This is a genomic window from Streptomyces yongxingensis (genome assembly GCF_055597465.1).
Genome location: NZ_CM145717.1, coordinates 2,337,432 through 2,349,934 on the forward strand (window position 1 = coordinate 2,337,432; position 12,503 = coordinate 2,349,934).

The window sequence follows — 12,503 nt, forward strand, 5'->3', positions numbered from 1 at the left end:
ACGAGGTCCACGTGCCCACCAGAGAACACCGCTTCGCCGCCGTAGACCTCGGTGCGTCCAGCGGCCGCGTCATCGTCGGGGAGGTCGCCCCCGAACGGCTGACCCTCCACGAGGCGCACCGCTTCCCCAACGAGCCGGTCCGCCTCCTCGGCACCCTGCACTGGGACATCCTGTCGCTCTACAAGGGCGTCCTGAACGGCCTCACGGCGGCTGCCGTGCACACGGGCGACAGCCTGACCAGCATCGGCATCGACACCTGGGCCGTGGACTACGGCCTGCTCGCCGCCGACGGCACCCTGCTCGCCAACCCCGTCCACTACCGCGACACCCGCACCACCGGCGCCACCGAAAAGGTCGCGGCCGCGCTCCCGCCCCAGGCCCTCTACGCCGCCACCGGCATCCAGCACCTCCCCTTCAACACCATCTACCAGCTCATCGCGGCGCAAGGCACCCCCGCCCTCACCGCCGCCCACCGCCTCCTCCTCGTCCCCGACCTCATCTCGTACTGGCTGACCGGCGAGCTGGGCACCGAGCTGACCAACGCCTCCACCACCCAGTTGGTCGACCCCCGCACCCGCGACTGGGCCACCCCGGTGGCAGAGGCCCTGGGCATCGACCTCTCGCTCTTCCCTCCCCTGCGCCGCCCCGGCGACCCCGCCGGAACCCTGCGCCAGGACGTTCTCGCCGAGACGGGCCTCACCCACCCCCTCCCCGTCACCGCCGTCGGCTCGCACGACACCGCGTCCGCCGTCGTCGGCGTCCCGGCCACCACGCCCGACTTCGCGTACATCGCCACCGGCACCTGGTCCCTCGCCGGGCTCGAGCTGGACGCGCCGGTGCTCACGGAGGAGAGCCGCGCGGCCAACTTCACCAATGAGCTGGGCGTGGACGGCACGGTCCGCTATCTGCGCAACATCATGGGCCTGTGGATGCTCCAGGAGTGCATCCGCACCTGGAACGCGGAGAGCAGCCGCACAGGCAGCACAGACCTCACCGCCCTGCTCCAAGCCGCAGCCCGAGCCACTCCCCTCCGCTCGGTCGTAGACGCCGGCGACCCCGCCTTCATCGCCCCCCACCACATGCCCGACCGCATCGCCGACGCCTGCCGCCGCACGGGCCAGCCCGGCCCCCGCACCCCCGCCGAGACCACCCGCTGCGTCCTGGACTCCCTCGCCCTGGCCCACCGCCGCGCGATCGAGGACGCCACCCGGCTGTCCGGCCGTACGGTCAGCGCCGTGCACATCGTCGGCGGCGGGGTGCACAACACGCTGTTGTGCCAGCTCACCGCCGACGCCTGCGGCCTCCCCGTGATCGCGGGCCCGGCCGAGGCGGCGGCCCTCGGAAACGTACTGGTCCAAGCCCGGACGGCCGGAGCGATCACCGGTGGCCTGCCCGAGTTGCGCGCCCTGCTTCACAGCACCCAGCCGCTGAGGCAGTATGAGCCCACAGGTGATCATTCGGCGTGGGACCGGGCAGCCGCCCGGCTCGGAGACGCACCGGTCACAAGGGCCGCCACCGGCCAGGGCGACGAGGAGGAACCGTGCGCGTAGCGCTCTTCATCACCTGCGTCAACGACACCCTCTATCCACGCACCGGCCAAGCCGTGGTCACGCTCCTGAGGCGGCTCGGCGTGGACGTCGGCTTCCCGGAGGCGCAGAGCTGTTGCGGCCAGCCGCAGTTCAACACCGGCTACCGCCACGAGACCGAACCGCTGCTGCGCCGCTACGCCACGGCGTTCCGCGACTACCAATACGTGGTGACCCCCTCGGGGTCATGCGCGGCGATGGTGCGGGACAACTACCCCCGGATCGGCGCGAAGGCCGCCGCCGAGGGGCGGGGCCAGGAACTCGCGGACGCGGCGGCCGAGACGGTCCCCAAGACGTACGAACTCACCGAATTCCTCACGGACGTCCTGAAGGTCACGGACGTCGGCGCGTACTACCCGCACACCGTGACCTACCACCCCACCTGCCACGGGCTGCGGATGCTGAAGCTCGGCGACCGCCCGCGCTCGCTCCTCGCGGCCGTGAAGGGGCTGAACCTGGTGGAGCTGCCGGGCGCCGAGGAGTGCTGCGGCTTCGGCGGTACGTTCGCCGTCAAGAACGCGGCGGTCTCGGCGGCCATGGGGGCGGACAAGGCGCGCAACATCACGGCGACCGGCGCCGAGGCGGTGTGCACCCTCGACAACTCCTGCCAGATGCACATCGGCGGCACACTCGCCCGCCAGGGCTCCACGGTCCGCCCCGTCCACCTCGCCGAGATCCTGGCCAGCACGGAAGGAGACGTCTGGTGAGCGGAACCCACCAGGCCACCTACCTGGGGATGCCCGCCTTCCCACAGGCAGCCGACGCCTCGACCCGGAACACCCAGCTACGCGCCAACCTCCGCCACGCCACCCACACCATCCGCGCCAAGCGCGCCACGGCCGTGGCCGAACTGGACGACTGGTCCCGGCTGCGCGCCGCGGGCGCGGCCATCAAGGACCGTACGCTGCGCCATCTCGACCACTATCTGGAGCGGCTGGAGAGCGCGGTCACGGCGGCCGGCGGCCATGTCCACTGGGCGGCGGACGCGGACGAGGCGAACCGGATCGTCACCGAGCTGGTACGGGCCACGGGCGAGCGCGAGGTCGTCAAGGTCAAGTCCATGGCCACGCAGGAGATCGGGCTGAACGGCGCCCTCGCCACGGCCGGGATCACCGCGTACGAGACCGATCTCGCCGAGCTGATCGTGCAGCTCGGCGACGACCTCCCGTCGCACATCCTGGTCCCGGCGATCCACCGCAACCGGGGCGAGATCCGGGACATCTTCACGGAGAAGATGTCCCAGTGGGGACGCCCGGCCCCGGAGGGGCTGTCCGACGCGCCCGCCGACCTCGCCGAGGCGGCACGGCTCCACCTCCGCGAGAAGTTCCTGAACGCCAAGGTGGGGATCTCCGGCGCCAACTTCATGGTCGCGGAGACCGGCACGCTCGTGGTCGTGGAGTCCGAGGGCAACGGGCGGATGTGCCTGACCCTCCCCGAGACGCTGATCTCCGTCGTCGGCATCGAGAAGGTGGTGCCCACCTTCCAGGACCTGGAGGTCTTCCTCCAGCTCCTGCCCCGCTCCTCGACTGCGGAGCGGATGAACCCGTACACCTCCACCTGGACCGGCACCACCGACGCCGACGGCCCGCGCACCTTCCACCTCGTCCTGCTCGACAACGGCCGCACCGACACCCTCGCCGACACCGTGGGACGGCAGGCGCTGCGCTGCATCCGCTGCTCGGCGTGTCTCAATGTGTGCCCGGTGTACGAGCGGGCGGGCGGCCATGCGTACGGATCGGCGTACCCGGGCCCGATCGGCGCGATCCTCACCCCCCAACTGCGCGGCACCCAGAGCGAACTGGACGCCTCGCTGCCGTACGCCTCGTCCCTGTGCGGGGCGTGCTACGAGGTGTGCCCGGTCGCCATCGACATCCCGGAGATCCTGGTCCACCTGCGCGAGCGTGTGGTGGAGGGCGGCCCCGCCTCCGTCCGTGGCACCCGTACGGTCATCAAGCCCGCCAAGGGCCACGCCGCCGAGCGCGCCGCGATGCGTGCCGCCCGCTGGGCCCTGGACCACCCCCGGCTGCTGCGCACCGGCCAGCGGCTGGCCTCCCGCACCCGCCGCTTCCATCCTCGGCGGCTGCCCGGTCCGGGGCGGGCGTGGAGCGATACGCGGGAGCTGCCGAAGGTGCCGGAGGAGTCGTTCCGCGACTGGTGGCGACGCACCGGGGGCGGGAGCGGCACCGGGAGTCGCACGGAGGGAAGGAAGAAGACCACATGACCCCGCCAGACCCCGCCGCCCAGAACCCCCGCGGGCACAACCCCGGCACCCAGATCTCCGGCGCGCACCACCCCGCCGCCCAGAGCCCCAGTGCCCAGGGCCTGGACTCGCGCGCCCTGGTCATGGCCCGCATCCGCCGCGCCCTGGCCGATGTGCCGCGCGCCGAGACACCCGGCGAGGTGCCGGTCGAGCGCACCTACGACCGGGTCCACGGCGCCCGCACCTCCGCCCGGACCGCGGACCTCCTCGCGGAGAACCTGGCCGACTACCGCGCGATCGTCCACCGCGCCGACGCCCCGTCGTCCCTGCCGGCCCTGATCGCCCGCCTCCTCGCCGACCGCGGCGCGACCAGCGTGGCCGTGCCCCCGGGCCTCCCCGACTCCTGGCTGTCCGCCGTCCCCGACGCGGTGCGCCGGGTTCCGGACACGGCGGAGCTGACCCCGCACGACCTGGACGCGGTCTCCAGCGTGGTGACGGGCTGTGCGGTGGCCATCGCCGAGACGGGCACCGTGGTCCTGGATGCCGCCCCCGACCAGGGCCGTCGCCGCATCACCCTGGTGCCCGACCACCACATCTGCGTGATCCGCCTCACCGACCAGGTCGTCGGCTCCGTCCCCGAGGCGCTCGAACGCCTCGACCCGGCACGCCCGTTGACCTGGATCTCGGGCCCGTCCGCGACCAGCGACATCGAACTCGACCGCGTCGAAGGCGTCCACGGCCCCCGCACCCTCGAAGTGATCCTCGCCGGGCCGGAATCCGCTGGTCAGAGCTGATGGAACGGCAAGGGAGCCCAGGAGGCATACCCCTGCCGTGGTGGGGCATATGCCATGAGGACATGAAGGGGAACACCCGTACGGGGGATGCGGTCTTCCTCACATACCGCCGGTAACACCCCAGTTGGGCGGTTTACGCCGATGCCGTTGTCGGTAGGGGCCTCTACTCTTGTGGTCATGCGTCCGACTCCTACTCACCAACCTGCCTTACTGACCACCCCCGCCACCGACCAGGCCAACGAGGCGATACGCGTCTTCCTGCGGGCCCGGGCAGGCCGGGCACTGCGGCCTTCGGAGCGGGCCGAGTACAGCCGGTTGCTGAAGGTCTACACACGGGCGTTGCGCGGCGAGGTGGAAAAGGCCGCCTGAGCGGCAAAGCCGCACGAGCTGATCACAGGTGAACATCGGGGGGACGCCATGCGGGCAGCGGGGAAGGTCGTCTTAGGGGCACTGTCAGTGGGGCTCCTGGGGGTCGCCGGCTACGGCGGGTACAACCTCTACACGGGCGTGACCGGCGGCGACACCACCGCGGCCCATGACGGTCCGGTGACCGCGGACGAGACCCGGCGGACCGCGCGGGAGTTCCTGGACGCGTGGGCGGACGGCAATGACATGCTCGCCGCCGGGCTCACCAACGACGCCGAGTCGGCCATCGGCGCTCTCAGCGGCTACCGCGACGACGGGCATGTGAAGAAGGTGACGGTCACCCCGGGCGCGGCGCGGGGCACCACGGTCCCGTTCACCGTCAAGGCCGACGTGGTCTTCGGCAAGGCCCGATCAAGCTGGAGCTACGCCTCACGGCTGACCGTGGTGCGCGGCCGGACGACCAAGAAGCCGCTGGTCGACTGGAAACCCTCCGTCCTCCACCCCGAGCTGGGCGCCGCTCAGTCCGTACGGACGGATCTGGCGGACAACCCGCCGGTCCGGGTGCTGGACCGGGACGGCGAGGAGTTGCGGCAGGGCCGCTATCCCTCGCTCGACCCGGTGCTGATCGCGCTGCGTGCGCGATACGGGGCGGACGCGGGTGGCAGGCCCCGGGTGGAGGTCTCCGCGGTCAAGCCCGACGGGACCGCCGGAGCCACGCTCCATGTGGTGACGAAGGGCACCCCGGGCACGCTGCGCACCACCCTCGACGCCGGCGTGCAGAAGAGCGCGGAGAAGGCGGTGGCCACGCGCGACGGCGCCTCCGTGGTGGCGCTCAAGCCCAGCACCGGGGAGATCCTGGCGGTGGCCAACTCCGACCAGGCCGAGTTCAACGCCGCGTTGCAGGGGCAGACGGCGCCGGGATCGACCTTCAAGATAGTCACCGCGGCCACTTTGCTGGAGGCGGGCAAGGTCAGCCCGAGCCGCCCGGTGCCGTGCCCGAAGACGGCGGCGTACGCACAGGGCATGATGTTCCACAACGTCGAGGACAGCGAGAACCCCGCCGCCACCTTCGCCCAGGACTTCGCGGCGTCCTGCAACACCGCGTTCGTCTCGCTCGCCGGGGCCGTGCCCGATGGCGCGTTGGCGCAGGAGGCGCGGACCGTGTTCGGGCTCGGGCTGAACTGGCGGGTGGGCGTCACCACCTTCGACGGCGAGGTGCCGAACGGAAGCGGCGACGACAAGGCCGCGGCCATGATCGGACAGGGCACGGTCCAGATGAACCCGCTCACCATCGCCTCGGTGGCGGCCACCGCTCAGACGGGCACCTTCAAGCAGCCCGTCCTCGTGCCGCGCTCCGTCGACCACCGGGAGATCGCCACCAGCGACCGCAGCCTCGGCCCGGCCACCGTGTCGCAGCTCAAGGCCATGATGCGGCTGACCGCGACCAGCGGCACCGCCGCCCGGGCGATGTCCGGGCTCACCGGCGACATCGGCGCCAAGACGGGTTCGGCCGAGGTCGACGGCCAGCCCGAGACCAACGCCTGGTTCACCGCCTACCGGAACGATGTGGCGGCCGCCGCCGTGGTCACCGGCGGTGGCCACGGCGGGGATGCCGCCGGGCCGGTCGTCCGCGCGGTGCTCGAGGCGGGCTGAGACGCCGCAGCCCCTCAGCTCTTCAGCCGGTCCCGCAACTCCTCGACATCCGCCAGGAACCACGTCTGCCGTCCCCGATTGCACTCGCGGACGAAGTCCCGCAGCGCCGAACTGTCCTCCGTATGCCGGGAGATGTCACCGAGGACCACCAGCCCCATGGCGTATTGCACGAACTTCTGGATGATGTCCCCGGCCACGCGCGTGCTCAGCCGGAAGAACGCCTCGTCGAACCGCTCGACCGGGATGACGACCCACTGGGCGCCCTGGTATCCGGCGTTGCCGATGAGATCCAGCGCGTCGCGTTCACCACCGATGGTCTCGCCCTCGGAGGCACAGATCAGGACGGGGACGCCATGGATCGTCCGCAGGTCGCTCGTGAGCTCGCTCATGGCGGTCAGGCTAAATGCCGCACGCGGGCGCGGTCGACGGCATTTTGGGTCCCGCGCGCCCGACAGGTCCCACCTCATGGCCCTCCAGCTGCCCCGACGCTTCGTACAAGGGTTGGTCGAAGGGGTTGTCTATGGTCTGGCCCACGCTCTAGCCTGGCGCGGCACCGCGACACAGCAGCACCTGCCCGCGCAGAGGGGATTCCGGCGTGAAGCGCACGTCCCGCGACATACGCACCGCCAACCGCTACGGAGTGCTGCGCCATATCGTCGCCCAATCCCCTGTCTCCCGGCAGGAGGTGGCCGCCGCGACCGAGCTGAGCCTGGCCACCGTGGCGAATCTCGTCGGAGAGCTGCTCGACCTCGGGATGCTGGTGGAGGTCGGCTACGAGGACTCCGACGGCGGCCGGCCGCGCGGCCTGGTCGCGGTCAACGCCTCGGGCGGCGCCCTGATCGGCGTGGATGTGGCGGAGACGTACATCCACGTCGAGCTGTTCGACCTGGCGCTGACCGTCCTGGCCCGCGCCGACGAGGAGTTGCGCCCGGAGGAGAACGACCCGGCCAAGGTGGTGGCGCACATCGCCGCCGCCGTGTCCTCGGTGGTCGAGCAGGCGGACGTGGCCGCGGACCGGGTGCTGGGCGTCGGCGTCAGCATGCCGGGCCAGGTGGACCGCGAGGGCGGGGTCTCGGTCTTCGCCCCCAACTGGGACTGGCATGACGTCCCGCTGCTGCGGCTGCTGGCCGAGCACATCCCCTACCCCCTCCACCTCGACAATCCGCTGCGCGCCTGCACCGTGGCCGAGCAGTGGTTCGGCGCGGCGCGCGGGCGGAACGACGCCGTGGTGGTCAACCTCGGTACGGGTGTGGGGGCCGGGCTGGCGCTCGGCGGCACCCTGCACCGCGGGGTCAGCAACAGCGCCGGGGAGTGGGGGCACACCACCCTCATCCTGGACGGACGGCAGTGCCACTGCGGCAACCAGGGGTGTGTGGAGACCTATGTCGGCGCCCCCGGCATCATGCGCAATCTGCGCGAGCTGAGCCCGGACAGCCCGCTGCTGCACCCGGACGACCAGACGGCCACCATCGAGGCGCTCGGCCGGGGCCTCGCGGAGGGCGACCCGGTGGCCATGAAGGTCGTGCGGGCCACCGCGCGCTATCTCGGCGCTGCCCTCGCCGATCTGATCAATCTGCTCAACCCGGAAGTGATCGTGCTCAGCAGCTGGGTGGCGGCCGCCCTCGGTGAGCCGCTGCTCACCGAGGTGCGCGAGGCGGTGGCGGTGCGCGCGCTGCGCCGCCCGCTGGCGAACACCGAGATCGTGCTGTGCCCGATCCGGTCCAACCCCGTGAGCCTCGGCGCGGCGACCTTCGCCCTGGAGGGCTCGCTCGCGTCGGTGGGACTGAAGAACCGCCGCACCACGCCAAGGAACCAGCACGGCCTGAGGAACCGCAGCACAGCCTGAGGGAGCCGCAGTACACCCCGCGGAACCGCAGCACACCCTCGCGTCGACGGAAGGGTTGTCATGTCACGGATAAGACGGCACCACCGAGCCCGCGCGCTGCTGGTGGGATCGGCCACCGCACTCGCCCTGACCGGTTCGCTCACCCCCGCCACCCCGGCCGCCGCGGACGGGACCCCGGTGGCGCAGGTCTCGCCGCGGTCCGCGCAGACCATCGACAACATCGGCGCCTCGGGCGCCTGGTGGGTCAATGACGTGGGCCGCTTCTCCCCCGCCGTACGGGCCGAGGCCGCCCGGCTGCTCTTCTCCCGGGACGGGCTGGCGCTGTCCGCGTACCGCTACAACATCGGCGGCGGTGGCACCGGTGTCACCACCCCCGAGCGCGCCCCCGAGGACTTCCTGCGGGCCGACGGCAGCTACGACTGGTCCAGGGACCCGGGCGGGCGGCTGTTCCTCCACTACGCCGCCCGCTATGGCGTCAAGGATCTGATCGGCTTCGTCAACAGCGCCCCCGCCGAATGGAAGACCAACGGAAAGAGCTGCGGCGACCATCTCGATGCCGCGAAGGAGAAGGACTTCGCCCGCTATATCGCCGATGTGGTCACCCACTTCGCGGCCAAGGACGCGCGGCTGGACTACATCAGCCCCTTCAACGAGCCGACGAACAGCTTCGCCGAATGCGGCCAGGAAGGCATGCTGGTCGGCGTCGAGCAGCGCGATGACATCGTGCGCGCGGTGGGCGCCGCGCTGGACGCGCGCGGCGGCCGGACGGGAATCATCGCGGACGAGTCCAGCAGTACGGACGGCTTCAACAACGAGGTGCCGCAGTGGCTCAGCCGGCCGGGCACCGCGGGCTATGTCGGCAAGCTGGCCCACCATACGTACGACAACCCCGGCGACGCCTCGCGCACTCAGGTCGGCGAGACGGCGAAATCCTTCGGAAAGCCGTCCTGGTCCACCGAGATCTGCTGTTTCGGGAAGGGCGGCACGGGCTGGGCCCAGGAGTACGACCCGACCATCGACAACGCGCTGCTGATGTCCCGGATCATCCACAAGGACTTCACGGTGGCGCATGACTCGGCGTTCCACTGGTGGACCGCGCTGTCCAACAAGATCGGTGCGGATGCCCAGACCGGTGCGGACACCAAGAACGACCAGGGCTGGAACGACGGGCTGATCTACTACGACCCCGACTACGCCACCAACGGAAATCAGCGGCTGTATATGACCAAGCGCTATTACGCGCTCGGGCAGTACAGCAGATTCGTCCGCCCCGGGGCGGTTCTGCATGAGGTGACGGGCGCCCCCAGCGGGGTCGAGGTCACCGCGTTCCGGGACAAGGGCCGCTGGATTCTGGTGGTCAACAACCACCATTCCACCGCCTCGGATCTCACCGTGGATCTCGGCACCTCCGCACGGCTTTCCCCGCTCTCCGCGGTACGGACGTCGGCCACCGAGAACTGGGCCCGGGCGGCGGCACCCAGGATCTCCGGCGGCTCGGTTTCCGCCTCGCTTCCGGGCCGTTCCATCACCACTTTCGTCCTCGGTCAGCGCGGCTGATTCCCGGCCCCTCGCGGGGTGCGGAAGCCGTCATGGGAGCGCTCCCACAGCGGCTTCCGCGCCCCTTTCGTTCGACGCCTCGAACCGTCCGGCTCCGCCCTGACGCCGCGTCACCGCTCTTGCCGCACCCACTTCGTCCAACCCCTTGCCGAAGTCTTCGTCTATGGCTAACGTCCCGCTGCACCAAGGAACGTGACGGAACCTGGCGGCGACGGAGACGAGGACGTCATATGTCGAACATCAGCAGAGGCAGGGACTGGGACCGACGCGGCGTGCTGCGCGCGATGGGCGGAGCGGCGGCCCTCGGCGGACTCGCCGCCTGCGGTTCGAACACCGGCCGCTCGGGCGGCGGCGGTAAGTCGATCAAGCAGATGTACCACGCCTACGGGGAGCAGGGCACCCAGCAGGCCGCGAAGAAGTTCGCCGACGCCTACGACAAGGCCAAGGTCACCATCGAATGGGTGCCGGGCGAATACGAGTCGAAGCTGGCGACCACCCTGTTGGGGTCCGGGGCACCGGATGTCTTCGAATACCACCCCGATCTGCAACTGGTGCGCTCCCGGCAGATCGTCCCCCTCGACGACGTCATCGCCGATGTGAAGGACGACTTCCTGCCGAAGGACCTCACGGCGAATTCCGTGGACGGGAAGATCTACGGCATCCGTATGATCGACGATCCGCAGTTCTTCTTCTACCGCAAGTCCCTCTTCGAGGATGCCGGGGTCAAGCCTCCAACCACCTTCGACGAGCTGATCGACGCCGCGCACAAACTCACCAGCGGCAAGGTCAAGGGGCTGTACATCGGCCAGAACCTCAAGACCATCAGCAAGCCGCTGGTGTGGTCCACCGGCCCGCACTATCTGGACGCGGACCACAGAATCGCCTACCACACCGACAATCTCGTGGAGACCCTCACCAAGGCGCGGGAGCTCTACAAGAGCAAGTCACTGCTGCTGGGCGCGCCCACCGAGGTCTGGGACCCGGCCAGTTTCCTCCAGGGCCTGTGCGCCATCCAATGGTGCGGCATATGGGCGATACCGGCGGTCCAGAAGGCGTTCGGCGACGACTTCGGGATCTTCCCCTTCCCCAAGTCAGGCGCCGAGGGACGCCAGGTGGTGTACAACGGCGGCTGGTCCACCTATGTGTCCGCCAAAGCCAAGGACGTCGACGCGGCCAAGGAATTCGTCAAATGGCTGTGGATCGACCAGAAGAAGTACCAGCAGGAGTGGGCGCTCGACTACGGATTCCACATCCCCGCGCGCAAGAGCATCGCCGCCGGTGCGGACAAGCTCAAGAGCGGGGTGGCGGCCGAGGCGGTCGAGCTGTTCAACACCCACGGCGTCTTCGACGACCCGTACTGGACCGAGGGGATGTTCAACATCCTGCTCGACGCGGTGGTCAATTCGGTGCGCGACAACAAGAATCCCGAAGCCGAACTCGACAGCGCCGACAAGAAGATCGAGCGCTCGCTGAAGAAGCTCGGATAGGCCGGCGACCGGAACCGTCATGGCGACCACCACACCCACCCACAGCGCCGCCAAGGGCCAAGCGCCCCGAGGAGCGGCCCCCGCCCGACGACGGCCGCGGGGACTCGGCGGCCCCCGCGGCCGCACCCTCAACTTCTGGCTGTTCACCGGCCCGTTCCTGATCGGGCTGATCGTCTTCGTCTATGTGCCGATCGGCTGGAGCCTCTGGCTGAGCCTGCACAACGCACAGGGCACCGTCACCCCCTCCGAGTTCGTCGGCCTCGGCAACTACGCCGATATGCTCGGCGACGGCGATTTCGTGGACAGTCTCGTCAACTTCACGATCTTCGCCGCCATCATCGTGCCGATCACCTACGCCCTCTCCCTCACCCTCGCGCTGCTGGTCCACCGCATCCGCTTCATGAAGGCGTTCTTCCGGTCGGTCTTCTTCCTCCCCACCGCGTGCAGCTTCGTCGTGGCCTCGCTGGTGTGGAAGATGTCGCTGTTCAACGGGTTGCGCTACGGGATGATGAACACCGTGCTGGGCTGGTTCGGCATCGACTCCGTCGCCTGGCTCGCCTCCCCGCATCCGCCCTGGTACTGGCTGGTGATCTGCTCCGCCCGGCTGTGGCTGCAGTGCGGCTTCTACATGATCCTCTTCCTGGCGGCGCTGCAGAACATCCCGCGCGAGCTGTACGAGGCGGCGGCCGTGGACGGCGCGAAACCCGGCTGGCAGACGTTCCGCCACATCACCCTTCCGCAGCTGCGCGCCACCTCGGTCGCGGTCGTCCTGCTGCTGCTCATCGCGGCGTACCAGGCGTTCGACGAGTTCTACAACATCCTCGACGAGGGCCGGGCCACCTGGGGCCGGCCGCCCCTGGTCGACCTCTATCTCCAGGCGCTCGGCGCCAATCAGGACTACGGCCACGCCAGCGCGGGCGCCCTGATCCTCGCCCTGCTGATCGCCCTGGTGACCCTGGCCCAGGGCAAGTTCCTCGGCTTCGGAAGGGGCGATGAGAAGTGACCGTCACGACG

At 70.2% G+C, this 12,503-nt stretch carries 11 protein-coding genes; 10 read left to right on the top strand and 1 reads right to left on the bottom strand.

Going from position 1 to position 12,503, the window contains the following annotated elements:
* Window positions 1-11: 11 nt before the first annotated feature.
* From ACZ6TD_RS09305 to ACZ6TD_RS09330, 6 genes are all read left to right on the top strand, one after another.
* Window positions 12-1,550 (top strand): rhamnulokinase, encoded by a 1,539-nt coding sequence (locus ACZ6TD_RS09305; RefSeq protein ID WP_471352471.1) that lies wholly within the window; start codon window positions 12-14, stop codon window positions 1,548-1,550.
* Entirely contained in the window at window positions 1,541-2,293 is a 753-nt protein-coding gene (locus ACZ6TD_RS09310; RefSeq protein ID WP_471352473.1) for a (Fe-S)-binding protein, read from the top strand. The genes ACZ6TD_RS09305 and ACZ6TD_RS09310 overlap by 10 nt, the downstream gene beginning before the upstream one ends.
* 29 nt (window positions 2,294-2,322) lie before the next feature.
* Complete coding sequence (locus tag ACZ6TD_RS09315; protein WP_471357582.1) at window positions 2,323-3,807, top strand: lactate utilization protein B; 1,485 nt, start codon at window positions 2,323-2,325, stop codon at window positions 3,805-3,807.
* Between the two features lie 122 nt (window positions 3,808-3,929).
* Window positions 3,930-4,580 (top strand): LutC/YkgG family protein, encoded by a 651-nt coding sequence (locus ACZ6TD_RS09320; RefSeq protein ID WP_471357585.1) that lies wholly within the window; start codon window positions 3,930-3,932, stop codon window positions 4,578-4,580.
* Window positions 4,581-4,757: 177 nt separating this feature from the next.
* The gene (locus ACZ6TD_RS09325) at window positions 4,758-4,949 is read left to right on the top strand and encodes a hypothetical protein (protein WP_385201666.1); all 192 of its coding nucleotides are present in this window, start codon (window positions 4,758-4,760) and stop codon (window positions 4,947-4,949) included.
* Window positions 4,950-4,997: 48 nt separating this feature from the next.
* Window positions 4,998-6,599, top strand: coding sequence for a penicillin-binding transpeptidase domain-containing protein (locus ACZ6TD_RS09330; RefSeq protein ID WP_471352475.1), 1,602 nt, complete (start codon window positions 4,998-5,000; stop codon window positions 6,597-6,599).
* Between the two features lie 14 nt (window positions 6,600-6,613).
* Here the strand turns inward: ACZ6TD_RS09330 and ACZ6TD_RS09335 are convergent, their stop codons facing one another.
* Window positions 6,614-6,988, bottom strand: coding sequence for a DUF4180 domain-containing protein (locus ACZ6TD_RS09335; RefSeq protein WP_471352477.1), 375 nt, complete (start codon window positions 6,986-6,988; stop codon window positions 6,614-6,616).
* A gap of 206 nt (window positions 6,989-7,194) precedes the next feature.
* On the opposite strand from ACZ6TD_RS09335, the gene ACZ6TD_RS09340 reads away from it, so the two are divergent.
* The 4 genes from ACZ6TD_RS09340 (at window position 7,195) to ACZ6TD_RS09355 (ending at window position 12,492) form a co-directional block, all read left to right on the top strand.
* Complete coding sequence (locus tag ACZ6TD_RS09340) at window positions 7,195-8,445, top strand: ROK family protein (RefSeq protein ID WP_471352479.1); 1,251 nt, start codon at window positions 7,195-7,197, stop codon at window positions 8,443-8,445.
* 60 nt (window positions 8,446-8,505) lie between these two features.
* Window positions 8,506-10,002, top strand: a complete 1,497-nt coding sequence (locus tag ACZ6TD_RS09345; RefSeq protein ID WP_471352481.1) for a glycoside hydrolase — start codon at window positions 8,506-8,508, stop codon at window positions 10,000-10,002.
* 230 nt (window positions 10,003-10,232) lie between these two features.
* On the top strand, window positions 10,233-11,489 hold the full coding sequence (locus ACZ6TD_RS09350; protein WP_471352483.1) for an ABC transporter substrate-binding protein: 1,257 nt from the start codon (window positions 10,233-10,235) through the stop codon (window positions 11,487-11,489).
* 19 nt (window positions 11,490-11,508) lie between these two features.
* Window positions 11,509-12,492, top strand: coding sequence for a carbohydrate ABC transporter permease (locus ACZ6TD_RS09355; protein WP_471352485.1), 984 nt, complete (start codon window positions 11,509-11,511; stop codon window positions 12,490-12,492).
* Window positions 12,493-12,503 lie beyond the last annotated feature (11 nt).

Coding starts and splice junctions, on each gene's coding strand:
- ACZ6TD_RS09315 (WP_471357582.1), top strand. CDS start 2,323: ATGCCCGCCTTCCCACAGGCAGCCGACGCCTCGACCCGGAACACCCAG.
- ACZ6TD_RS09320 (WP_471357585.1), top strand. CDS start 3,930: ATGGCCCGCATCCGCCGCGCCCTGGCCGATGTGCCGCGCGCCGAGACA.
- ACZ6TD_RS09325 (WP_385201666.1), top strand. CDS start 4,758: ATGCGTCCGACTCCTACTCACCAACCTGCCTTACTGACCACCCCCGCC.
- ACZ6TD_RS09330 (WP_471352475.1), top strand. CDS start 4,998: ATGCGGGCAGCGGGGAAGGTCGTCTTAGGGGCACTGTCAGTGGGGCTC.
- ACZ6TD_RS09335 (WP_471352477.1), bottom strand. CDS start 6,988: ATGAGCGAGCTCACGAGCGACCTGCGGACGATCCATGGCGTCCCCGTC.
- ACZ6TD_RS09345 (WP_471352481.1), top strand. CDS start 8,506: ATGTCACGGATAAGACGGCACCACCGAGCCCGCGCGCTGCTGGTGGGA.
- ACZ6TD_RS09350 (WP_471352483.1), top strand. CDS start 10,233: ATGTCGAACATCAGCAGAGGCAGGGACTGGGACCGACGCGGCGTGCTG.
- ACZ6TD_RS09355 (WP_471352485.1), top strand. CDS start 11,509: ATGGCGACCACCACACCCACCCACAGCGCCGCCAAGGGCCAAGCGCCC.